This window comes from Streptomyces sp. NPDC093094, from assembly GCF_044754345.1.
GTDB lineage: Bacteria > Actinomycetota > Actinomycetes > Streptomycetales > Streptomycetaceae > Streptomyces.
This window is the reverse complement of the sequence record NZ_JBIVOX010000007.1, coordinates 356446-379424: the sequence shown is the minus strand read 5'-3', so window position 1 is coordinate 379424 and position 22979 is coordinate 356446. Positions and strand designations below refer to the sequence as shown.

General features: G+C 72.0%; 20 protein-coding genes. 7 read left to right on the top strand and 13 right to left on the bottom strand.

Features of this window, described 5'->3' with window-relative positions:
* Position 1 precedes the first annotated feature (1 nt).
* Complete coding sequence (locus ACIQGV_RS17790; protein ID WP_402495687.1) at positions 2-556, bottom strand: peroxiredoxin; 555 nt, start codon at positions 554-556, stop codon at positions 2-4.
* A gap of 133 nt (positions 557-689) precedes the next feature.
* Here ACIQGV_RS17790 and ACIQGV_RS17785 point away from each other — a divergent pair, with 133 nt between their 5' ends.
* Complete coding sequence (locus ACIQGV_RS17785) at positions 690-1664, top strand: LysR substrate-binding domain-containing protein (RefSeq protein WP_402495685.1); 975 nt, start codon at positions 690-692, stop codon at positions 1662-1664.
* A gap of 144 nt (positions 1665-1808) precedes the next feature.
* Here ACIQGV_RS17785 and ACIQGV_RS17780 read toward each other — a convergent pair whose 3' ends face one another.
* From ACIQGV_RS17780 to ACIQGV_RS17760, 5 genes are all read right to left on the bottom strand, one after another.
* The gene (locus ACIQGV_RS17780; protein ID WP_402495682.1) at positions 1809-4151 is read right to left on the bottom strand and encodes an ABC transporter permease; all 2343 of its coding nucleotides are present in this window, start codon (positions 4149-4151) and stop codon (positions 1809-1811) included.
* Positions 4148-4837, bottom strand: a complete 690-nt coding sequence (locus ACIQGV_RS17775) for an ABC transporter ATP-binding protein (protein WP_402495680.1) — start codon at positions 4835-4837, stop codon at positions 4148-4150. The genes ACIQGV_RS17780 and ACIQGV_RS17775 overlap by 4 nt, the downstream gene beginning before the upstream one ends.
* Entirely contained in the window at positions 4834-5358 is a 525-nt protein-coding gene (locus ACIQGV_RS17770) for a PadR family transcriptional regulator (RefSeq protein ID WP_402495678.1), read from the bottom strand. The genes ACIQGV_RS17775 and ACIQGV_RS17770 overlap by 4 nt, the downstream gene beginning before the upstream one ends.
* A 104-nt stretch (positions 5359-5462) precedes the next feature.
* Positions 5463-5750 (bottom strand): hypothetical protein, encoded by a 288-nt coding sequence (locus tag ACIQGV_RS17765; RefSeq protein ID WP_402495676.1) that lies wholly within the window; start codon positions 5748-5750, stop codon positions 5463-5465.
* Positions 5696-6631 (bottom strand): SPFH domain-containing protein, encoded by a 936-nt coding sequence (locus tag ACIQGV_RS17760; RefSeq protein WP_402495673.1) that lies wholly within the window; start codon positions 6629-6631, stop codon positions 5696-5698. Before ACIQGV_RS17760 ends, ACIQGV_RS17765 begins: the two co-directional genes overlap by 55 nt.
* Before the next feature lie 266 nt (positions 6632-6897).
* On the opposite strand from ACIQGV_RS17760, the gene ACIQGV_RS17755 reads away from it, so the two are divergent.
* On the top strand, positions 6898-9204 hold the full coding sequence (locus ACIQGV_RS17755) for a transglycosylase domain-containing protein (RefSeq protein WP_402495670.1): 2307 nt from the start codon (positions 6898-6900) through the stop codon (positions 9202-9204).
* A gap of 63 nt (positions 9205-9267) precedes the next feature.
* Here the strand turns inward: ACIQGV_RS17755 and ACIQGV_RS17750 are convergent, their stop codons facing one another.
* From ACIQGV_RS17750 to ACIQGV_RS17735, 4 genes are all read right to left on the bottom strand, one after another.
* Positions 9268-11337, bottom strand: coding sequence for a SpoIIE family protein phosphatase (locus ACIQGV_RS17750; protein ID WP_402495667.1), 2070 nt, complete (start codon positions 11335-11337; stop codon positions 9268-9270).
* A gap of 280 nt (positions 11338-11617) precedes the next feature.
* Positions 11618-12307: a DUF402 domain-containing protein gene (locus tag ACIQGV_RS17745; RefSeq protein WP_402495664.1), complete on the bottom strand. Its 690-nt coding sequence runs from the start codon at positions 12305-12307 to the stop codon at positions 11618-11620.
* Between the two features lie 85 nt (positions 12308-12392).
* Positions 12393-13790 carry a class II fumarate hydratase gene (locus tag ACIQGV_RS17740; protein ID WP_402495662.1) on the bottom strand — a complete coding sequence of 466 codons (1398 nt, stop codon included), beginning with the start codon at positions 13788-13790 and terminating at the stop codon, positions 12393-12395.
* Positions 13791-14524: 734 nt separating this feature from the next.
* Positions 14525-16192, bottom strand: a complete 1668-nt coding sequence (locus ACIQGV_RS17735; protein WP_402495660.1) for a fumarate hydratase — start codon at positions 16190-16192, stop codon at positions 14525-14527.
* 145 nt (positions 16193-16337) lie between these two features.
* On the opposite strand from ACIQGV_RS17735, the gene ACIQGV_RS17730 reads away from it, so the two are divergent.
* Together ACIQGV_RS17730 and ACIQGV_RS17725 are read left to right on the top strand one after the other, a co-directional pair.
* The gene (locus ACIQGV_RS17730; RefSeq protein ID WP_402495658.1) at positions 16338-17021 is read left to right on the top strand and encodes a DUF1707 domain-containing protein; all 684 of its coding nucleotides are present in this window, start codon (positions 16338-16340) and stop codon (positions 17019-17021) included.
* 114 nt (positions 17022-17135) lie between these two features.
* On the top strand, positions 17136-17513 hold the full coding sequence (locus ACIQGV_RS17725; protein ID WP_402495655.1) for a WhiB family transcriptional regulator: 378 nt from the start codon (positions 17136-17138) through the stop codon (positions 17511-17513).
* A gap of 104 nt (positions 17514-17617) precedes the next feature.
* On the opposite strand, the gene glpX is transcribed toward ACIQGV_RS17725, so the two are convergent.
* Positions 17618-18652, bottom strand: a complete 1035-nt coding sequence (glpX, locus tag ACIQGV_RS17720; protein WP_402495653.1) for a class II fructose-bisphosphatase — start codon at positions 18650-18652, stop codon at positions 17618-17620.
* A gap of 128 nt (positions 18653-18780) precedes the next feature.
* Between glpX and ACIQGV_RS17715 the strand changes: the two genes are divergently transcribed.
* Entirely contained in the window at positions 18781-19305 is a 525-nt protein-coding gene (locus ACIQGV_RS17715) for a DUF4245 domain-containing protein (protein WP_402495650.1), read from the top strand.
* 128 nt (positions 19306-19433) lie between these two features.
* Here the strand turns inward: ACIQGV_RS17715 and ACIQGV_RS17710 are convergent, their stop codons facing one another.
* On the bottom strand, positions 19434-19676 hold the full coding sequence (locus ACIQGV_RS17710) for an exodeoxyribonuclease VII small subunit (RefSeq protein ID WP_402495648.1): 243 nt from the start codon (positions 19674-19676) through the stop codon (positions 19434-19436).
* A gap of 9 nt (positions 19677-19685) precedes the next feature.
* Entirely contained in the window at positions 19686-20918 is a 1233-nt protein-coding gene (xseA, locus tag ACIQGV_RS17705; protein WP_402495646.1) for an exodeoxyribonuclease VII large subunit, read from the bottom strand.
* 221 nt (positions 20919-21139) lie between these two features.
* Between xseA and ACIQGV_RS17700 the strand changes: the two genes are divergently transcribed.
* Both ACIQGV_RS17700 and ppgK read left to right on the top strand, forming a co-directional pair.
* Positions 21140-22162, top strand: coding sequence for a 4-hydroxy-3-methylbut-2-enyl diphosphate reductase (locus ACIQGV_RS17700; protein ID WP_402495644.1), 1023 nt, complete (start codon positions 21140-21142; stop codon positions 22160-22162).
* A gap of 29 nt (positions 22163-22191) precedes the next feature.
* Positions 22192-22944 carry a polyphosphate--glucose phosphotransferase gene (gene ppgK, locus ACIQGV_RS17695; protein WP_402495642.1) on the top strand — a complete coding sequence of 251 codons (753 nt, stop codon included), beginning with the start codon at positions 22192-22194 and terminating at the stop codon, positions 22942-22944.
* Positions 22945-22979 lie beyond the last annotated feature (35 nt).

Here is a 22979-nt window from a genome sequence, read left to right as displayed (position 1 = left end):
CTCACTCACCGGCCAGCAGCGCGACCGGGTCGAGGGTGTTCTCGCCCTTGGTCCAGTTGCACGGGCACAGCTCGTCGGTCTGCAGGGCGTCCAGGACCCGCAGGACCTCCTTGGGGTTACGGCCGACGGAGCCGGCGGTCACCATGGAGAACTGGATCTCGTTGTTCTGGTCGACGATGAACACGGCGCGCTTGGCGAAGCCGTCCTCGCCCTCGATGCCCAGGTCGCGCATCAGCTCGTGCTTGGAGTCGGCCATCATCGGGAACGGCAGGTCGCGCAGGTCGTCGTGGTCCTTGCGCCAGGCGTGGTGGACGAACTCCGAGTCACCGGAGAAGCCGAGGACCTGGGCGTCACGGTCGGCGAACTCCTCGTTCAGCTTGCCGAAGGCGGCGATCTCCGTCGGGCACACGAAGGTGAAGTCCTTGGGCCACGCGAAGACGATCTTCCACTTGCCCTCGTAGGTCTTGTGGTCGATCGTCTCGAACTCCTGGCCCTTCTCCAGCGAGACGCAGGCGGTCAGTTCGAACTCGGGGAACTTGTCACCGACAGTGAGCACGCGCTCTCCTTGCAGCGAGGAAGCACCCTTTTTGGGGGCGTTTCCCATGGGTTGGACGCTGATGATGTTGGCACAGGCGGCATTGATTGCAGAAATAGCTACACTCGGACGTGTTGATCGGAGGTGGTTATCAGTGACGGTGAGTGTCGCCGGGGCCAAGAGGCGCCAGCCGAGCCTGTCCCAGCTGCGGGCCTTCGCCGCCGTGGCCGAGCATCTGCACTTCCGGGACGCGGCCGCCGCCATCGGCATGAGCCAGCCCGCCCTGTCCGGTGCCGTCTCCGCGCTGGAGGAGGTCCTCGGTGTCGTCCTCGTCGAGCGTACGACGCGCAAGGTGCTGCTCACGCCCGCCGGGGAACGCCTCGCGATCCGTGCCAAGGCCGTCCTCGCCGAGGTCGGCGCGCTGCTGGAGGAGGCCGAGGCGGTGCGCGCCCCCTTCACCGGGGCGCTGCGGCTCGGGGTCATCCCCACCGTCGCGCCCTATCTGCTGCCGACCGTGCTGCGCCTCGTCCACGAGCGCTATCCGCACCTCGACCTCCAGGTCCACGAGGAACAGACCGCGAGCCTCGTCGAGGGCCTGAACACCGGCCGGCTGGACCTGCTGCTCCTCGCGGTGCCGCTGGGGGTGCCCGGGGTCGTCGAACTTCCCCTGTTCGACGAGGACTTCGTGCTGGTCACGCCGCTGGACCACGGGCTCGGCGGCCGTGAGGGCATCCCGCGCGAGGTGCTGAAGGAGCTGAACCTGCTCCTGCTGGACGAGGGGCACTGCCTGCGCGACCAGGCCCTCGACATCTGCCGGGAGGCCGGCCGCGAGGACGCCGACGTCACCACCACCGCGGCCGGACTGTCCACCCTGGTCCAGCTGGTGGCCGGCGGACTGGGCTGCACGCTGCTGCCGCGTACGGCGGTGAAGGTGGAGACCAGCCGCAGCAACCAGCTCCTCACCGGCTCCTTCGCCGAACCGGCCCCCACCCGCAGGGTCGCCCTGGCGATGCGGACGGGGGCGGCCCGGGGGGCGGAGTACGAGGAGCTGGCCGCGGCCCTGCGCGAGGCGCTGCGCCCGCTGCCCGTACGGGTGCTGGGGGCGGCTCCGTCCGCGTCGGCGCCGTAGGGGGTGCGGTTGTCCTGCGGGTGCCGGCCGTCGGGGCCGGTCGCGCAGTTCCCCGCGCCCCTCGGGCGGGCACTGTGTCCGTGGGCTTTCGGACCTCGGGGCCGGTCGCGCAGTTCCCCGCGCCCCTGGAGGGGACCCTTCGGGTCACTCCGTCCGCAGGCCCTCCGGCCGCATCAGCCTGACCAGGGGAGGCAGGCTCAGCAGGGTCACCGCCACGACCACGGCACCGCCGATGCCGGTCATCGCGAGGACGCTCGGCCAGTCCACCCGTACCGCCGTGTCGGTCATCCGCAGGAGCACCGCGCCGAGGGCCAGCCCCACCGCGCAGGCCAGGGCCAGGCCCAGTGCTATCGGCAGGGCCGTCTGCCACAGGACCGACAGGCCGAGCGTGCGGCGGCGGGTGCCGAAGGCGACCAGGGCGGACAGCAGGTTCCGGCGCTCGCGGAGCTGTTCCAGCTGGGAGACCAGCAGGCTCGCGCCGATCAGCGCCAGCACGCAGGAGGCGCCGACGAACAGTCCGTTCCGGATGGAGTCGAAGCGCTCCGAACGCTCGACGGACTGCCACGTCCAGGCCGTCGAGTACGGGTCGACCGCCGCGGCGGTGTTGCGGACCAGCTCCTCCGCGTCCGGCACGGACCGGTCAAGACCGAGGTAGACCCGGCCGACCAGCGCGGGGAGGGCGGCCTTCGGCAGCGCGCTCGGGGTGGCCAGGAAGCCGCCCCACTCGTTGCCGCTCAGGCCCTTGTCGGCCTCTGCCCGCTTCATCCCCTTCGGCAGCGTCCAGGCGACCTGGCGGGAGGGCGGGCCGCCGTCGTAGGTCTTCGGGTCGATGTACAGCTCGCGTCCCGTCCGGGCCAGCTTCGGGGTCTCCGTGTCGTACTCGGCGCCGTGCACCGCGAAGACGTCGCCCTCACGGCACGACGGCAGCTTCGCCACCTGGCGCAGGGTCGCGCAGTCGGCCACCGTCAGAGCGGTCGTCACCTCCGGGTCCTTCGCCCGGTCCCCGACGTTGCCGTCGGACAGGGAGTGGACCGTCCGCACGCCCTTCGTGCGCCGGAACCGCTCCGCGGCCGGGTCCGGTTCCGTCCCGGCGGGGAGGTCCACCTGCATCTGGACGCGGGCCACGTCGGTGCCGGTCGGGGTCTCGTAGTCGCTCTCCACGCCCGCGAACAGCATCTGGAGCGCGATGGCGCCGGCGACCGCGACCGCGATGCCGTTGACCGTACGGGCGGCCGTGCCGCCGCTCAGCTGGAGCCGTCGCACGGCCAGCTGCCAGGACACCGAACCGGCGCCCATACGGGCGACGACCGCCTCCACGACCCACGGCAGCAGGGCCGTGATCCCCACGAGCAGCAGCATCACGCCGCCGATGACGAGGTACTGGTTGAAGTCGCCGTTGTCGCGGCCCTGGCCGATCATCGGCACGAGCATCCCCAGACCGGCCAGCGGCACCAGCAGCCGCCACCACAGCCGGCGCCGGGCGGGCTTGGCCGTGCGCACCACGCCGAGCGGCTCGATCACCACACCGCGCAGCGCGAACAGGGTCACCAGCACCGCGGCGGCGGGCACCGCGAGGGCCACCAGCGCGGCCAGCGCCGGGGAGGGGTCGAGGTCGCCGGGGAACACGCTCACCCCGAACACCTCGAAGGAGCCCACGATCTGACGGCCGGCCAGGAAGAAGCCCGCGCCGAACAGCACGCCCAGCGCGGCCCCCGCGAGGGCCTCGCCCGCCGCGACCCGCCGGGTCATGGCGCCGTCGGAGCCCACCAGCCGCAGCGCCGCGAGCCGCCGGTCGCGCCGCTCGCCGCCGAACCGTACGGCCGCGGCGATGAACACGGCCACCGGCATCAGCAGTGCCACCAGCATGACCAGGACCAGCAGCAGGAGCACCGGGTCCAGCGGCTCGGAGGGGAACGGGTCCGGGTCGCCGAACCGCTCGACCCGGTTCACGGTGTTCTCGCTGGTCGCGATGCGCTCGGCGAGCCCGTCGGCGCCCCGGTAGAAGAGCAGTTCGGAGGGGCCGATCAGGCCCGCCCGCCCGACGGTCCCGGTGATCCGGCCTGGCAGCCGCTCACGCAGCAGGGCGCCCTCGTCGGAGTTCAGCAGCCGCTCCAGCGCGGGCGAGACCACCAGCTCACCGTCTCCGGGGAAGGCACTCAGCCCCGGCGGCAGCGGCGCGCGCGGCCCCTCCGGCTCCAGCGCCCGGCCCCGGACCTCCTCGTCGCGGAAGTAGGTCGACACGTCGGCGACGAGGGCGGTGGCGTCGGACCTGGCCGGCTTCTCCGGGGAGTACAGCGAGTCCGACCGCGCGGAACCCCGGTCGTCACGGGCGTCGAGCGCGTTCGGGATCGCGGTGGTGATCAGCAGCAGCGCCACACCGAGGCCGACGCCGACGGCGGTCAGCAGCGCCCGCACCCAGCCGCCGCGCCCGGTGAAGGCGAACCGGGTTCCCATGCCCAGGTCGCGCGTCCACTGGCGGACGTTCATACGGCGCGCTCCATGTCCCGGGACCTGCCGTCGCGGACGACGATCTCACGGTCGGAGTAGGCGGCGACCCGGGCTTCGTGGGTGACCAGGACGACGGCCGCGTTGGTCGACCGGGCCGCCTCCGTCAGCAGCTCCATCACCCGCTCGCCGTTGAGGGAGTCCAGCGCGCCGGTCGGCTCGTCGGCGAACAGCACCCGCGGGCCGGTGACCAGGGCGCGGGCCACCGCCACGCGCTGCCCCTGGCCGCCGGAGACCTCGCCGGGCCGCTGCCCGGCCAGGTCGTCGACCTCCAGGCGCTGCATCCAGGTCAGCGCGGTGCGTTCGGCGTCCTTGCGGGCCACGCCGTTCAGCCGCAGCGGCAGGGCGACGTTCTCCACGCAGGTCAGTTCGGGCACGAGCTGGCCGAACTGGAAGACGAACCCGAACTCCGAGCGGCGCAGCCGGCTGCGGCCGGCGTCGCTCATGGTCGCCATCTCGTGTCCGTCGTAGAGGATCGAGCCGGAGTCGGGCGTGACGATCCCGGCGAGACAGTGCAGCAGGGTCGACTTGCCGGAGCCGGAGGGGCCCATCACGGCGACGACCTCGCCCGCGTGGATGGAGAACTCGGCGCCGTCCAGCGCCGTGGTGGGGCCGTACGCCTTGCGCAGCCCCTCGGCCGCGAGCAGGGAACCGGGGGGAGGGGTCATGCGGTCACCGCCTGGGCGAGTTTGTCGAGGCGCGCGGCGGTCAGTTCCAGCCACCGCAGGTCGGCCTCCAGATGGAAGAGCGCGTGGTCGCAGATCAGCTGGTCGGCGAGGTCGCCGCCGCGCTTGCGTTCGGTGAGCATGCGCATCATCCGCAGATGCTCGGCGCGCTGGGTGTCGAGGATGTCGGCGGCGTCGCGGTGGGTGAGCAGCGCGAGGACGACCTTGGTGTAGAGCGTCGACTGGAGGTACGGCTCGGGCTTCTCCGGGGTGGCGAGCCACCGGGCGACGTCGGTGACCCCGGCGTCGGTGATCGCGTACCGCTTGCGCTCGGGGCCGCCGCCGGGCTCGATGCCGTCGACTTCGACGAGCCCGTTCTTCAGCAGCCGGGACATCGTCGAGTAGACCTGGCCGTAGTGCAGAGGCCGGTCCTGACCGAACTTCGCGTCGAAGGCGCGCTTGAGGTCGTAGCCGTGTCGCGGGCCGGACTCCAGCAGGCCGAGAAGAGTGTGACCGATGGACATGGCAGCACTCTACACACCGTGTATACGCCGCATGTATACGTGAAGTGCACAGTGGCTGCCGGGGTGGCGGTCGGCCCAGGTGGGGGCCGTTTGTCACGGTTCTGCTACTGGGGATCCCGCGGCCGGCCCCGGCGGGGGATCGGTCCGGCGTCACCGGGCAGCCGGCCGGCCTCCGCGAGGGCGCGCCGCAGCAGGAACTCGATCTGCGCGTTGGCGGACCGCAGTTCGTCCGACGCCCACCGGGCGAGCGCGTCGTACACGGACGGGTCCAGCCGCAGCAGCACCTGCTTGCGCTGCTGCGGCCGCCGCTGAGGGGCCGGGCCCTCGGAGGGGGTGCTCACTGGTAGAGGGTCCCGGTGTTGAGGACCGGCTGGGCCGAGCGGTCCCCGCACAGCACCACCATCAGGTTCGACACCATCGCCGCCTTCCGTTCGGTGTCCAGCTCCACGATGTCCTGCTCCTCCAGGCGCGCGACGGCCGCCTCGACCATGCCGACCGCGCCGTCCACGATCTGCCGGCGGGCCGCGACGACCGCTCCGGCCTGCTGCCGCTGGAGCATCGCGGAGGCGATCTCGGGAGCGTACGCGAGATGCGTGAAGCGTGACTCCACGATCTGCACCCCGGCCGCCTCCACGCGTGCGTGCAGCTCGACGGCGAGCTTCTCGGTGATCTCCTCGGCGTTGCCGCGCAGCGACAGGCCGTCCTCGTCGTGGGCGTCGTAGGGGTACTCGATCGCGATGTGCCGCACGGCCGCCTCGGTCTGCGTGGAGACGAACTCGATGTAGTCGTCCACCTCGAAGCTGGCCTGCGCGGTGTCCTCGACCTTCCACACCACGACCGCGGCCAGTTCGATCGGGTTGCCGTAGGCGTCGTTCACCTTCAGCACGGCGGTCTCGTGGTTGCGGACCCGGGTGGAGATCTTCGTGCGCGAGGTGAACGGGTTCACCCAGCGCAGGCCGTCCTGGCGGATGGTGCCCCGGTAGCGGCCGAAGAGCTGGACGACCCGGGCCTCGCCGGGCGCGACCGTGTTCAGCCCGCACAGGGCGAGGAACGCCGCGAGGACGACCAGCGACCCGGCGACGGTCAGCGTGGCCTTGGCCGCCGTCGAGGCGAGGACGGCCCCGGTGACGATCAGGCCGGCCCCGCCCAGCACCCCGAGCAGTCCGAGCAGCAGGGCCAGCCCGCCGCCGATGCTGTTGGCGGCGAACTCTCTCACCCGCGGCTCGGGCATCTCGGGTACGTCGGCGGTGACCGATGAGGCGACTGCGGACATGGGTGGTCCCCCGTTTCTCGCACGGCAGCCGCCTGCCGGCAGCCGCTCGTCCTAGCTCAATGCTTATTAAGTGATATCACTTTACGCCGTCACGGCAACCCTGTGCACCTCTCGTACGTCGGTTCCCATGGGGTGGGTGCTCATTGTCACGTCCGTAAAAGACCGGATCGGGCGGACTTGGCCACATACACCGGTGTTAGCTTTCTGAGCTGACCTGAGCCGAGAACGTGTGCGACACCTGAGAGCGAAGCGGAGCAGAAGGACTGATGGGACGAGCGGAAGAGAGACGGGCGCGGCAGCGCGGTGGCGGCCGCGCGGCGCAGGGGCGTCGCCGTTCGTCGGACGCGGCGAACAGCACCGGCGGCATACGCCGGTTCTTCACCTGGAGGAAGATCCTCGGCACGTTCCTGGGCCTGTGCCTGCTCGGCATCGGCGCCTTCATCGTGCTGTACCTGGCCGTGGACGTGCCCAAGGGCAACCTCGCCGCCCAGCGCCAGAGCAACATCTACAAGTTCGGCGACGGCACCATGCTCGCCCGCGACGGCGAGGTCAACCGCGAGATCGTGGACCTCGCCAAGGTCCCCGAGCCGGTCCAGAAGACCTTCGTCGCCGCCGAGAACAAGAGCTTCTACCACGACTCCGGCATCGACCTGAAGGGCACCGCCCGCGGTCTGCTCAACACCGTGACCGGCAAGGGCAAGCAGGGCGGCTCCACGATCACCCAGCAGTACGTCAAGAACTACTACCTGACCCAGGAACAGACGGTCACCCGCAAGTTCAAGGAGCTGGTGATCTCCCTCAAGGTCGACCGCCAGCTCACCAAGGACGACATCCTCGCGGGCTACATCAACACCAGCTACTACGGCCGCGGCGCCTACGGCATCCAGGCCGCGGCCCAGGCCTACTACCGCGTCGACGCCGAGGAGCTCAGCGTCGCGCAGGGCGCCTATCTCGCCGCTCTGCTCCAGGCACCCAGCCAGTACGACTGGGCCGTCGCCTCGGACACCAGCAAGCGCCTGGTGAAGAACCGCTGGAACTACGTCCTGGACAACATGGTCGAGGAGGACTGGCTCGACCGGTCCGAGCGGGCCCCCATGAAGTTCCCGGTGCCGAAGGAGCCCAAGGGCGCCCCCGGCATGGAGGGCCAGAAGGGCTACCTCGTCGAGCTGGCCAACCGGCAGCTGGAGGACCGGCTGATGGCCGAGGAGGGCATCACCCGCTCCGAGGCGGCCGCCCAGGTCGACCAGCAGGGCTGGACCATCACCCTCAACATCGACCCCAAGAAGCAGGCCGCGCTGGAGAAGGCCGTCAAGGCCGAGCTGCTCTCCGAGCTCGACCCCAAGGAGCGCAAGGTCGACGCCGACGTCCAGCCGGGCGCGGTCTCCGTCGACCCGAGGACCGGCAAGATCGTCGCCCTCTACGGCGGCCGCGACTACTTCAAGCACTACCTCAGCAACGCGACCCGCCGCGACTACCAGCCCGCCTCCACCTTCAAGCCGGTCATCCTGGCCGCCGCCTTCGAGGAGGGCGCGAAGACCCAGGACGGCGACCCCATCACGGCGAAGACGCTCTACGACGGCGACAGCCGCCGCCCCGCCGAGGACGACGGCCGCGAGGTCGGCTTCGCCCCGCCCAACGAGGACGACGTCGACTACGGGCCCATCAGCGTCCAGACCGCGATGAACAAGTCCGTCAACTCGGTGTTCGCGCAGATGGGTGTCGACGTCGGCATGGACACCGTCATGGCCACGGCCAGGAAGCTCGGCATGGACACCGAGGGCATGCAGGCCGTGCCCGCCCAGACCCTCGGCTCCATGGGCGCGAGTCCCCTGGAGATGGCCGGCATCTACGCCACCCTCGCCAACCACGGCAAGCAGGTCACCCCGACCATCATCAAGTCGGCGGAGAAGAAGGGCCGCACGGTCGAGATCCCCGACCCGATCGGCGACCAGGTCATCAGCCGCAGCGCCGCCGACGGCGTCACCTCCGTCCTGACCGGCGTGGTCGACGACGGCACCGCCCAGCGCTCGGTCCGCGACAACCCCCTGCGCGACGGCCAGCAGGTCGCCGGCAAGACCGGCACCTCCGACAACAACAAGTCCGCCTGGTTCACCGGCTTCACCCCGAGGCTCGTCACCTCCGTCGGACTGTTCGGCGAGGACGACAAGCCCCCGCACAAGCAGATCCCGATGTACGAGGCCGGCGGCGAGGACCGCGTCAACGGCGGCGGCTTCCCCGCGCGGATCTGGGCCGCCTACACCTTCGGCGTCATGAACAAGGTCACCGAGTTCGACCTGGACACCGACCAGGGCGCGGCGGTCGAGCCCGACTGGACGCCGACGACGACACCGTCCTCGACGCCCACCGAGAGCCCGAGCGAGACGCCCACGACCGAGGCGCCGACCACGAAGCCGCCGACGACCCGGCCCCCGACGACCGAGGCCCCGACCGAGGAGCCGACGACCGAACCCCCGACCGAGACCCCCACGGAGACCCCGACGGAGACGCCGACGGTGACCCCGACGGAGGACATCCCGGAGGACCCGGCCGAGCCGGGGATCCTGGACCGGTGAACACGAAGGAGCCCGGCGATCAGATCGCCGGGCTCCTTCGTGTTCCTCCCGCGGAGGGGGCCGTCACCCCTGGTTGAGCTCGAACCACACGACCTTGCCCGTGCTCAGCCGGGTCGCCCCCCATCTGCGGGCCAGCTTGTTGACCAGATACAGCCCGCGCCCGCCCTCGTCCGTCGCCCGGGCCTGCCGCAGCCGAGGCAGCTGCGGCACGTCGTCCCCGACCTCGCAGCGCAGCACGTCCGTCCGCAGCAGCCGCAGGGTCACCGGCCGCGAGGCGTAGCGCACCGCGTTGGTGACGACCTCGCTCACCAGCAGCTCCACCGAGTCGGTGAGCTCCTCCAGCCCCCACCGCGCCAGCGCACTGCGGGCCAGCCTGCGGGCACGGCCCGGCGCGGCGTCCTCCGGCTCCAGGAACCAGTACGCCACATCACTCGGCGCGATCCCGTCGAACCGCGCCGCGAGCAGCGCGATGTCGTCGTCCCGGTCGCCCGGCCCCAGCATGTCCAGCACCTCGTCGCACAGTGCCTCCAGCGGCGGCGGATGATCCGGCCCGGTCAGCTGCGCGGTCGCGGCCAGCCGCTCACGCAGCTGTTCTATGCCGGTCCACACGTCCCGCAGCCGCGACTCCACCAGCCCGTCGGTGTACAGCAGCAGCGTCGCCCCGGCGGGCGCGTCCAGCTCCACCGCCTCGAAGTCGACACCGCCCACCCCGATCGGCGCCCCCGGCGGCACCCGCAGCACCTCGGCCCGGCCGCCCAGATGCAGCAGCACCGGCGGCGGATGCCCGGCGTTGGCGATCGTGATCCGGTGGGAGACCGGGTCGTACACCGCGTACAGACAGGTCGCCATCCGGTCCGTGCCGAGCCGCTGCGCCTGCTCGTCGAGATGGTGCAGCACCTCCTGCGGCGGCAGATCCAGCCCCGCGAGGGTCTGCGCGGTCGTCCGCAGCTGGCCCATGATCGCCGCCGAGGTCATGGAATGGCCCATGACGTCACCGACGACCAGCGCCACCCGCGAGCCCGGCAGCGGGATCGCGTCGTACCAGTCGCCGCCCACCCGCGCGGTCTCGGCCGCCGGCAGATAGCGGGACGCCAGCCGTACGCCCGTGGGACGGGGCAGCGTCTCCGGCAGCATCGTGCGCTGGAGCTCGTCGGCGATGTACGCCTCCCGCCCGTACAGCACCGCCTTGTCGATGCCGAGCGCGCTGTGCGTGGCGAGCTGCGCGGCCACCAGCAGGTCGTCCGCCTCGAACGGGATCCGTTCCGGCCGGCGCAGGAACACGGCCGCGCCGATCACCCGGCGCCGGCCGCGCAGCGGGGCGAGGATCGCCCGGCGCCCGCCGGGCACGATCGACTCACCCTCCTCGCCGAGCAGTTCGGGCAGCGCGGCACGCGCGGCGGGCGCGTCCGCGAACACCGGCCGCACCCCGCGCAGCACCTCGGCGAGCGCGCCGCCGGGACGCACCTCGCACAGCTCGGCGGTCACCGAGGACAGCTCGGCCGGTTCCGGTGCCTGCGCGGGCAGGAAGCCGCCGTCGGTGTCCCGCTCCTCCGGGATCCGGTCGGTACGCCGCAGCCGCAGGACGACCGGCCCCGTGGGCCGCTCGTCGCCGACCGGCAGCGGGTCGCGCAGGTACACCAGGATGGCGTCCGCGAACGTCGGCACCGTCGCCCGGCACAGCCCCATCACGATCTCGTCGAGGTCGATGCCGCGGGCGATCCGCCGGGTCGCCGCGCCCACGAAGCGCAGCCGGTCCCCGTCCCGCCGCATCGGCGTGGGACGGCTGCCGGGCACACCCTGGCCGCTGCGCCGCTCCTGCCCGCCCGGGGCACGCCCCGCGGGCCCCTCCTGGCCGGTGCCCGGCTGGGCCGGGATCGCCTCGGGAGCGGGCCGCGGGCGATGGGTGCCCGGCTCCGCCGCGGCCGGCTGCGAATGCTCCGGGCCGCTGTCGCCGGGCGTCACGGACGTGTCCGCCGGGGTCTCGCCCGCCCGGCCCTGCGGCGGTAACGCGGGACCGGCCGCACGGCCCGTCGCCGGGGTGTGCAGGAGCGCCCCGCGGGGGTCCGCGGGGTCGACGCCCGCCTGGGGGCGTTCATAGGAGGTGGGGTTCTCCGTCACGCGTGTGAAATCCATCCGTCCGGGGCTGCGCGCCGCGCGTGCAGTTCGTCCCGCAGAAATCCCGATACCCGGAATACGTGCCCCAGGAACGGAGTCCCCGCGTGGTCAGAGACTGTGCCTGTGTCACCGGCGGACCAGCCGCGGTCCGCACGGGTGTTGCCGTCGTACACCTCGCTCACGCCCTGCCGCCCCTCGGTGACATCCGGTCAGACTCGCTCCGCGCTCCAGAAGTTGCCTCCGTGCGCCCTTGCGGAGGACGATCCTACGTTTCGTGCCCGGGGGCGCATCAAGGGTCTCATGAGGACACGTGCGCGGGCGTACGGTCCCAGTCGTCCGGCAGTGACGGTACCCCCCAGGAGGGATCCGGACGCCAGTTCTGCCAGCCGTCACCGAACGGCGGCCCCCAGGCGCGGATCGCCTCCACCGCGTCCTGCCCCGCCGCCCGCACCCGTCCGGCCAGCGCCGCGTCGACCAGGCCGTCGCGCTGGGCCTGCGCGAACTCGTCCTCGTCCCGCCAGCTCCAGCTGCGGTCCGGCTCGACGGAGATGTCCAGGAAATGGTCCTCGGAGTCCACGCCGCCGTGCCAACGGGCCAGCGGCTCCTCCAGATTGACGTACCAGTTCTTGAACCGCCAGCCCGGCTCCCAGAACAGCCACACCGACCACGGCCGGCCCGGCTGCGCCAGTTTCAGCACGCCCGTGCCGAACCAGCGGTCGCGCTGCACCGTGCGCGGCCGGGTGTAGCGCGACTCCAGCGGTTCCTCGTGCACCGGAGTGCCGTCGGCGAGCACCGGCTTCACGCACTCGGTGCCGGGCGCCAGCCACACGGCGAGCAGTTCCTCGTCGTCGCGCACCACGGTCACGGGGCGCGCGATGTGGAACCGCTCTCCGGCGTTCTCCCGGTAGCGCCACAGGATCCGGCTCCCGGGCGCCCAGTGGGCCGTCGGACCGTCCGTCTCGTGTCTCACCGCTCCACCGTCTGCCATGTACAGATATTAGGTGTCACCGTGGTACGACGCCGCCGTGCGTCCCATGGTTCACCTGCGGGACACACGGGCGGAACACACGGGCCTACGGCCGGGTCATGCGCAGGACGTCCAGCGCCTCGTCGAGCTGCTCCAGGGTGAGGTCGCCCCGGTCGACGTACCCGCCCTCCAGCACCACCTGACGGATGGTCTTGCGCTGCGCGAGCGACTCCTTGGCGACCTTCGCGGCCTCCTCGTAGCCGATGTACCTGTTCAGCGGCGTCACCACCGACGGCGAGGACTCGGCGTACTCCCGGGCGCGTTCGCGGTGGGCGGTGATGCCGTCGACCGTGCGGTCGGCGAGCAGCCGGGAGACGTTGGCGAGAAGCCGTACGGACTCCAGGACGTTGCGGGCGATCACCGGCAGCATGACGTTGAGCTCGAAGTTCCCGGCGGCGCCGGCCGCGGCGACGGCGGCGTCGTTCCCGGTGACCTGCGCGGCGACCATCAGCACGGCCTCGGGGACGACCGGGTTGACCTTGCCCGGCATGATCGAGGACCCAGGCTGGAGGTCGGGCAGGGAGATCTCGGCGAGGCCGGTGCGCGGGCCGGACGCCATCCAGCGCAGATCGTTGGCGATCTTCGTCAGGCCGACGGCGACGGTGCGCAGCTGCCCGCTGGTCTCGACGATCCCGTCCCGGGCGCCCTGGGCCTCGAAGTGGTCGCGTGCCTCGGTCAGCGGCAGTCCGGTGGTCCGGGCGACCTCCTCGATGACGGCCGCGGAGAAGCCGGGCGGGGTGTTGATGCCGGTGCCGACCGCGGTCCCGCCGAGCGGGAGTTCGGCGAGCCGGGGCAGGGACGCGGTCAGCCGCTCGACGCCGTACCGCATCTGGGCGGCGTACCCGCCGAACTCCTGGCCCAGCGTCACGGGCGTGGCGTCCATCAGATGCGTACGGCCGGACTTGACCACGTCGGCGAACTCCTCGGACTTGCGCTCCAGGGCGGCGGCGAGGTGTTCCAGGGCCGGGATCAGGTCGCGGGTGACGGCGGCGGTGGCGGCGATGTGGAGGGAGGAGGGGAAGACGTCGTTGGACGACTGCGAGGCGTTGACGTGGTCGTTGGGATGCACGGGCCGGCCGAGGCGCTCGCTCGCGAGCGTGGCGACGACCTCGTTGGTGTTCATGTTCGACGAGGTCCCCGACCCGGTCTGGAACACGTCCACCGGGAAGTGCTCGTCCCAGCGGCCCTCGGCGACCTCCGCCGCGGCCTCCTGGATCGCCGCCGCGATGTCCTCGTCGAGCACGCCGAGACGGGCGTTGACCTTGGCGGCCGCTCCCTTGATCCGGGCGAGCGCCTCGATGTGCGCGCGCTCGATGCGCTGCCCGGAGACCGGGAAGTTCTCGATCGCGCGCTGGGTCTGGGCCCGCCACTTCGCGTGCGCGGGGACCCGCACCTCACCCATCGAGTCGTGCTCGATGCGATAGCCCTGCTCCTCGTCGGCCACTGCCGATCACCTCCACCTGTCACAGCGTCCGGGACGTGACAGGTGTTCCCCCGGGGCGGAGTCCCGTCACGGGGGAACAGGGGCGAGGGGGAGCGGTCTTCCGGCCGGAGGCACCGTCACCCCGGGCCGGCCCGGACGTGAAGGCCGGTGCAGGAGCCGGATCCCGGAGGAAGCCGTCCGGCCCGTCCGTCCGACGGCACCGGCTGCCCGTCCGGCGTCCGAGGGCGAGGCGTCCGGACCGAAAGGGGCCCGTGGCGGCGGCTGCGGGACCCGTCTCCCGCCGCCCCCGGCGCACCAGGCCCGCGAGGTGAGGGCCGGCTCCGGCACGGGATCCTGGAAGAAGCCGTCCGACTTGTCCGCCGGGCGGCACCGCTCAGCCCGTCCGGTGTTCGAGGACGAGGCTCTTCGGGGCGGAGCCCCAGCGGGGTCGAAGGGGCGGAGCCCCTCGGGACGGGACGGGCAGGTGCGGCGGGGGCGAGAAGCATCCCCGCCGCACCCGAGAACTGCGCCGGCCAGGGCCCGCGCACGGGGGCCGAGGTGAGGGTCGGCTCCGGCACGGGATCCTGGAAGAAGCCGTTCGACTTGTCCGCCGGGCGGCACCGCTCAGCCCGTCCGGCGTTCGAGGACGAGGCTCTTCGGGGCGGAGCCCCAGCGGGGTCGAAGGGGCGGAGCCCCTCGGGACGGGACGGGCAGGTGCGGCGGGGGCGAGAAGCATCCCCGCCGCACCCGAGGAACTACGCGAGCCCGGGGCCCCGCACGGGGATCGAGGTGAAGGTCGGCGCCGGCGCGGGATCCTGGAAGAAGTCGTTGCCCTTGTCGTCGACGACGACGAAGGCCGGGAAGTCCTCGACCTCGATCTTCCAGACGGCCTCCATGCCGAGCTCCTCGTACTCGACGACCTCGACCTTCTTGATGCAGTCCTGGGCGAGACGGGCCGCGGGGCCGCCGATGGAGCCGAGGTAGAAGCCGCCGTGCGTGCCGCACGCGTCGGTGACCTGCTTGCTGCGGTTGCCCTTGGCGAGCATCACCTTGGAGCCGCCCGCGGCCTGGAACTGCTCGACGTAGGAGTCCATGCGGCCGGCCGTCGTGGGACCGAAGGAGCCGGAGGCGTAGCCCTCGGGCGTCTTCGCCGGGCCCGCGTAGTAGACCGGGTGGTCCTTCAGGTACTGCGGCATGTCCTCGCCCGCGTCCAGCCGCTCCTTGATCTTGGCGTGCGCGATGTCACGGGCCACGACCAGCGGACCGGTCAGGGAGAGCCGGGTCTTGACCGGGTACCGGGTCAGCTCGGCGAGGATCGTCTCCATCGGCTGGTTCAGGTCGATCTTCACCACGTCGGAGTCCTCGTCGAGGTGCTCGTCCGTGGTGTCCGGCAGGAAGCGCGCCGGGTCGGTCTCCAGCTGCTCCAGGAACACACCCTCGGCAGTGATCTTGGCGACGGCCTGGCGGTCGGCCGAGCAGGACACGGCGATCGCGACCGGGCAGGAGGCGCCGTGGCGCGGCAGCCGGATCACCCGGACGTCGTGGCAGAAGTACTTGCCGCCGAACTGCGCGCCGATGCCGATCTTCTGGGTGAGCTCGAAGACCTTCTCCTCCAGCTCCTTGTCCCGGAAACCGTGCCCGAGCGGCGAGCCCTCGGCGGGGATCTCGTCGAGGTAGTGCGCGGAGGCGTACTTCGCGGTCTTCAGCGCGTACTCGGCGGAGGTGCCGCCGACGACGATGGCCAGGTGGTACGGCGGGCAGGCGGCCGTGCCGAGCGAACGGATCTTCTCCTCCAGGAACTTCATCATGGAGGACTCGTTCAGGACGGCCTTCGTCTCCTGGTAGAGGAAGCTCTTGTTGGCCGAGCCGCCGCCCTTGGCCATGAACAGGAACTTGTAGGCGCCGCCGTCGGCGGCGTACAGCTCGATCTGGGCCGGCAGGTTGGAGCCGGTGTTCTTCTCCTCCCACATGGTGAGCGGAGCCATCTGCGAGTAGCGCAGGTTGAGGTTCAGGTAGGCGTCGTAGATGCCGCGGCTGAGGGCCGCCTCGTCGCCGCCCTCGGTCAGCACGTTCTGCCCGCGCTTGCCCATGACGATCGCCGTGCCGGTGTCCTGGCACATCGGCAGCACGCCCGCCGCCGCGATGTTCGCGTTCTTCAGCAGGTCCAGCGCGACGAACTTGTCGTTGCTCGACGCCTCGGGGTCGTCGATGATCCGGCGCAGCTGGGCGAGGTGGGCCGGGCGCAGGTAGTGCTGGATGTCGTGGATCGCCTCTTCGGCCAGCTTGCGCAGCGCCTCGGGCTCGACCTTGAGGAACGTCCGTCCGTCGGCCTCGAAGGTGGAGACACCCTCGGAGGTCACCAGCCGGTAGGGGGTGGTGTCCTCGCCCATGGGGAGCAGATCGGTGTACTCGAACTCAGGCATCGGTGCCCATTCCTCACTCGACAGACGGCGGCCGGCCTCCATTGGCGGGCGCCCACCAGCGTAGAACCTCCCGAGGACGACCGGCTTGTGAGGTAAGGCTCAGTCGGGGGTGTCGCGATCTATCGTGTTTCGGTACGCTGCTGCCGTGGACCTTCAGAAGCAGACCGCACCCACGCCCGCAGCCGAGCTGCGCTGCTCCGACGCCGACCGGGACCGGGTCGCCGACATCCTGCGCGAGGCGCTGGCCGAGGGCCGGCTGACCGCCGACGAGCACGCCGAGCGCGTGGAGGGCGTCCTGGCCGCGCGGACGGTCGGTGAGCTGGAGGTCTTCATCAGGGACCTGCCCGCGGCGCACGCGCACCGCGCCGGCCCCTACGCCGCCCCGCACCGCCCCACGGCCGGCGCGATCCCCGCCGACCCCGACGACAACGTGGTCGCGGTCTTCGCCGCCGCCGTCCGCAAGGGCCGCTGGCGCGCGGGCCGCCGCATCCACGCCTACGCGGTCTTCGGCAGCGTGGAGATCGACCTGAGCGAGGCGCTCTTCGAGTACCAGCAGGTCGTGATCAAGGCGTTCTCGGTGTTCGGCAGCGTCGAGATCCGTGTCCCGGAGAACGTGTCGCTGCGCGGTACCGGCGGCGGCGTCCTCGGCGCGTTCGAGGTGACCCCGCAGGACGCGGACGACCCGCGGGCGCCGGTCGTCTTCGTGGACGGCTGGGCGGTGCTCGGCAGCGTGGAGGCCAGACCCCGGCGCGGCAGGCTCGTCGCGGACATCCTCGACCGGGTCCAGCACAAGGCCGACCGGAGTCTGCGCAAGCACCTCGGTCATTGACGCGCGCCGAGGCGTCGTCCGCGGCGGTCGGGAACTCCTCGCATAGGCACGCGCACAGCGGGTAGACCTTGCTGCATCGTCTCTCGCTCGCGAAGCCGTCGTCAGGAGTAGACCGTGCTGCAACCGCCGCATTCGTCCCTGCAGGTAGCTGCCGTTCCGGCCCAGCGGGGGCCAGTGCGGGACAGGGACCAAGACGCCCCCTGGCACACCGAGGCGGTGTGCCGGCGCGACGAGGCCGGCCTGTTCTTCGCGCCCTCCAAGGAACCCACCGCCGCCCGGCTCTCCCGTGAGGAGGCGGCCAAGCGCGTCTGCGCCCGCTGTCCGGTCATGGTCGAGTGCCGCGAGCACGCCCTTCTCCAGCCCGAGCCCTACGGCGTGTGGGGCGGCCTCACCGCCGCCGAACGCCGGGTGGTCCTCGCCCGGCGCCGCCGCCGCGAGGTGGAGCTGAAGAAGGCCGCGAGGACGACGGCCCGCATAGCGCAGGCGGGCTGACCGGCACAGGCAAGGGAAAAGGGGCGCCCCCTCCGCACAGGGGGCGCCCCTTTTCCGGTGCTGCGGGGGTGATGCGCCGCTGCCGGCGTCACACCCCCACGGCGCTACTTGGCCCGGTCGAAGTCGATCGCGCTGTAGGCCCGCAGCTTGCTCAGCCGGTGCTCCGAGTCGATCCGGCGCACGGTGCCCGACTTCGACCGCATCACGATCGAGTCGGTCGTGGCCGTCTCCGACCGGTACCGCACACCCCGCAGCAGCTCACCGTCGGTGATGCCGGTCGCCACGAAGAACACGTTCTCGCCGGTGACGAGGTCCTCCGTCGTCAGCACCCGGTCCAGGTCGTGGCCCGCGTCGATCGCCCGCTGCCGCTCCTCGTCGTCCTTGGGCCACAGCTTGCCCTGGATCGTGCCGCCCAGGCACTTCACGGCACAGGCCGAGATGATGCCCTCCGGCGTGCCGCCGATGCCGAGCAGCAGGTCCACACCGGTGCCCTCGCGCAGCGCCAGGATCGACCCGGCCACGTCGCCGTCGGTGATCAGCTTTATGCGCGCCCCGGTGTCCCGGATCTCCTTGATGAGGCCCTGGTGCCGCGGGCGGTCCAGGATGACGACGGTGACGTCCTCCGGCGTGCCCCGCTTGGCCTTGGCGACCCGGCGGATGTTGACCTCGACGGGCGCGTTGATGTCGACGAACTCGGCCGCCTCGGGGCCGGTGACCAGCTTGTCCATGTAGAACACGGCGGAGGGGTCGAACATCGCGCCCCGCTCGGTGGCCGCGAGGACGGCGATGGCGTTCGGCATGCCCTTGGCCGTCAGCGTGGTGCCGTCGATCGGGTCGACGGCGATGTCGACCTCGGGGCCCGTCCCGTCACCGACGCGCTCCCCGTTGAAGAGCATCGGGGCCTCGTCCTTCTCGCCCTCACCGATGACGACGACGCCGTTCATCGAGACGGTGGAGACGAGGGTCCGCATGGCGCGCACCGCGGCACCGTCGGCGCCGTTCTTGTCGCCGCGCCCCACCCAGCGGCCCGCGGCCATCGCGGCGGCTTCGGTCACACGGACCAGTTCGAGGGCGAGGTTCCGGTCGGGAGCCTCGGAGGGGACGTCCAGCTCGGACGGCAAATGATGATGCTCGGTCATCGGAGCGCACCTTTCTGATACGACGACGGCCGGATGAGGGTTCTGTTCGAGACTCTATCGTCAGACCGACAGACTGAGCAGGGGGCCCCACGGATGAGCGGAGGGGGGTACCTGCGACCATAGGGGGCGTGGCAGGCACGTACGGCAAGCAGAAGACGGCCCGGGACATGATTCTGTCCCTGGGCCTCATCGTCCTCGCGGCATTGGTCGTCTACCTCTTCATCCCGCACGACGACCGCGAACCCGACCTCCAGCGCGTCGACTACCGGGTGGAGCTGCTGACGGCACGCCGCGCGGCCGCGTACCCCGTGGCGGCCCCCGAGGGTCTGCCGAACACCTGGAAGGCCACGTCGGTGCGCTTCCGCGGCGACCAGAACGACGCCTGGCACCTGGGCTTCCACGACCCCGACGGCGAGTACGTGGCGGTCGAGCAGTCCACCGAGAGCCCGGCCGTCTTCATCGACAAGGCCAGCCAGGGCGCCCGGGAGAGCGGGACCACCGACGAGATCGGCGGCCGCACCTGGGTCCGCTGGACCGGCGGCCGCTACGACGCGCTGGTCCTCACGGGAGAGAACGGCGCGACCACGGTGGTCACCGGCACCGCCCCCTTCGCCCGTCTCACCGAGATGGCGCAGGCCCTCAAGCTGGACTGACCCCGGCGCGTCCGTACCGGCCCCGGCGGAGCGACTTCCGGAGGTCGTGTCCGTCGCACGCACCCGCGCACATGACAGGAGGCCCCCGGCACGCCGCCGGGGGCCTCCTCGTCCGTCCGGGACGGCGGTCAGGGACGCCCGTCGTCCCCGGTGTCCTCGCCGGAGCCCTCCTCCGTGGCCAGCGCCGCGTCCAGCCGGGCCCGGGCGCCCTCCAGCCAGCCCCGGCACACCTTCGCCAGCTCCTCGCCGCGCTCCCACAGCGCGAGCGACTCCTCCAGCGTCGTACCGCCCGCCTCCAGGCGCCGTACGACCTCGATCAGCTCGTCACGCGCCTGCTCGTAGCCGAGCGCCTCGTCCACCTTGCCGGTCATCCGCCCACCCTAGACATCGCGGCGGCCGTCGCCGCCGCCATCGACATGTACAGAGAACTCCCCCTCGGCCACCCGGGCGCGCAGGCCCTCGCCGGCCGTCACCTCGCCCGGGGAGCGCACCGCCTGCCCGTCGGCCCTCTGCAGGACCGCGTAACCGCGCTTCAGGGTGGCGGCGGGGGAGAGGGCCACCACGCGTGCGTGCGTGTGCGTCAGCTCGGAGTCGGCGCGGTCCAGGAGATGACCGAGACAGCGCCGGGACCGCTCGGCGAGAGAGGCCACCTGGCCGGCGCGCTCGTCGACCATCCGGTACGGGTCCTCCATCGACGGCCGGGCCAGCGCATGGGCGAGCCCGCGCTCCTCGCGCGCCAGCCAGGCGTCCACGCAGCGCCGCGCCCGGTCGCGCAGCTGCCGCATCCGCTCCAGCTCCTCGCCGACGTCCGGCACGACCTTCTTCGCCGCGTCCGTCGGGGTCGAGGCCCGCAGGTCGGCGACGTGGTCCAGCAGCGGGCTGTCCGGCTCGTGGCCGATCGCGGACACCACCGGCGTACGGCAGGCGGCGACCGCCCGCACCAGCTGCTCGTCGGAGAACGGCAGCAGGTCCTCGACGCTGCCGCCGCCCCGCGCGACGACGATCACGTCGACCTCGGGGTGGGCGTCCAGCTCCTCGACCGCCCGCACCACCTGCGGCACCGCGTGCACCCCCTGCACGGGGACGTTGCGCACCTCGAAGCGGACGGCCGGCCAGCGGCGCCGGGCGTTCTCCAGCACGTCCCGCTCGGCGGCCGACGCCCGGCCGCAGACCAGGCCGATCAGCTGCGGCAGGAACGGCAGCGGCTTCTTGCGCTCCGGCGCGAACAGACCCTCGCCCGCGAGCGTCTTCTTCAGCCGCTCGAGCCGCGCCAGCAGCTCCCCGACCCCCACGGCCCGTATCTCCGCCGCCCGCAGCGACAGCTGCCCGCGGGGCGCGTACCACTCGGGCTTCGCGAGCACCACCACCCGGGCGCCCTCGCTCACCACGTCGGCGACGGCGTCGAACACCTGCCGGTAGCAGGTGACGCTCACGGAGATGTCGTACGACGGGTCCCGCAGCGTCAGGAACACCACTCCGGCGCCCGGCCGCCGCGACAGCTGGGTGATCTGCCCCTCGACCCACACCGCCCCGAGCCGGTCGATCCAGCCCCCGATGAGCCGCGACACCTCGCCGACGGGCAGCGCGGACTCGGGAGTCGTGTTCACAGACATGCCGCGAGCGTAACGGGCCCCGCCGACAATCCGGCCCGGCGCCGGGAGGCCCGGCGAGCGGCGCGGCCGGCGGGACCCGTCCGCCGCGGGAACACACGTGCCCGGCCCGCACGTCCGTGCCCGTGTCCGCCGTCCGCGGGCCCCCGGCCACCGGCCCGCGGCCCGTCCCGCCGGCGACCGGCCGGGCAGGCGATCCCGGGCCCGCCGGACGCGGCCTTACGATGGGACGCATGACTGCTTCGCCTGGCCGCCGTGTCCTGCTCGCCGCTCCCCGTGGTTACTGCGCGGGTGTGGACCGCGCCGTGATCGCCGTCGAGAAGGCACTGGAGCAGTACGGGGCCCCGGTGTACGTCCGGCACGAGATCGTCCACAACAAGTACGTCGTGCAGACGCTGGAGAAGAAGGGCGCGATCTTCGTCGAGCGGACGGAGGAGGTGCCGCCGGGCAGCATCGTGATGTTCTCGGCGCACGGCGTCGCCCCCGTCGTCCACGAGGAGGCCGCGCGCGGCCGTCTCGCCACCATCGACGCGACCTGCCCGCTGGTCACCAAGGTCCACAAGGAAGCCGTCCGCTTCGCGAACGAGGACTACGACATCCTGCTGATCGGCCACGAGGGCCACGAGGAGGTCATCGGCACCTCCGGAGAGGCCCCCGACCACATCCAGCTCGTCGACGGGCCGGGCGACGTGGCGAAGGTCGAGGTCCGCGACGAGTCCAAGGTCGTCTGGCTCTCCCAGACCACCCTCTCGGTCGACGAGACCATGGAGACCGTCGACGCGCTCAAGGAGAAGTTCCCCCAGCTGATCTCCCCGCCGAGCGACGACATCTGCTACGCCACGCAGAACCGCCAGCTCGCCGTCAAGCAGATGGGCGCCGAGGCCGATCTGGTGATCGTCGTCGGCTCGCGCAACTCCTCCAACTCCAAGCGTCTCGTGGAGGTCGCCAAGCTGGCCGGCGCCCGTGACGCCCACCTGGTCGACTTCGCGCACGAGATCGACGAGGCATGGCTGGAGGGCGTCTCCACCGTCGGCGTCACCTCGGGCGCGTCCGTGCCGGAGGTGCTCGTCGAGGAGGTCCTGGCCTGGCTCGCCGAGCGGGACTACGAGGACGTCGAGCTGGTCAAGGCCGCCGAGGAGTCCATCACGTTCTCCCTGCCCAAGGAGCTGCGCCGCGACCTGCGTGCCGAGGCCGCGGCCCTGGTGGCCCAGCGGGGCGGGTCCGGCGCGGAGACCGCCGGGGCGTGACCGTCAGTCGTCCGTCGTAACGTAGAGCCATGCAGATCTTCGGTGTGGACATCGGCGGGTCCGGAATCAAGGGCGCCCCGGTGGACCTGGACAAGGGCGATCTCTCCCAGGAGCGCCACAAGGTGCTCACACCGCAGCCGGCGACGCCGGACGCGGTGGCCGACGGGGTGAGAGAGGTCGTCGGGCACTACGGCTGGACGGGACCGGTCGGCGTCACCTTCCCCGGCGTGGTCACCGGAGGTGCGACCATTCGCACCGCGGCCAACGTCGACAAGGGCTGGATCGACACGGACGCGCGGGCCCTGCTGAGCGAGCGCCTGGGCGGCCTGCCGGTGACGGTGGTCAACGACGCCGACGCGGCGGGCGTCGCCGAGATGCGCTTCGGCGCCGGCCGCGGCCGCCGGGGCACGGTCGTCCTGCTGACCTTCGGCACGGGCATCGGCAGCGCCCTGTTCGTCGACGGCGTCCTCGTCCCCAACTCCGAGCTCGGCCATCTCGAACTCGACGGCCACGACGCGGAGAAGCGCGCCTCCAGCAAGGCCAAGGAGGACCACGACCTCACCTGGGAGCACTGGGCCGGCCGCGTCGAGAAGTACCTCGCGCACGTCGAGATGCTCTTCTCCCCGGAGCTGTTCATCATCGGCGGCGGCGTCAGCCGCAAGTCCGCGAAGTTCCTCCACTTCATCGACGGCATCAAGGCGGAGATCGTCCCCGCGCAGCTGCTGAACAACGCGGGCATCGTGGGAGCGGCGATGCGCGCGGCGGAGTCGGGTCCGGCGTAGGGCGCTCCGGCGCGGAGGGTCGTGCGGCGGAGCCA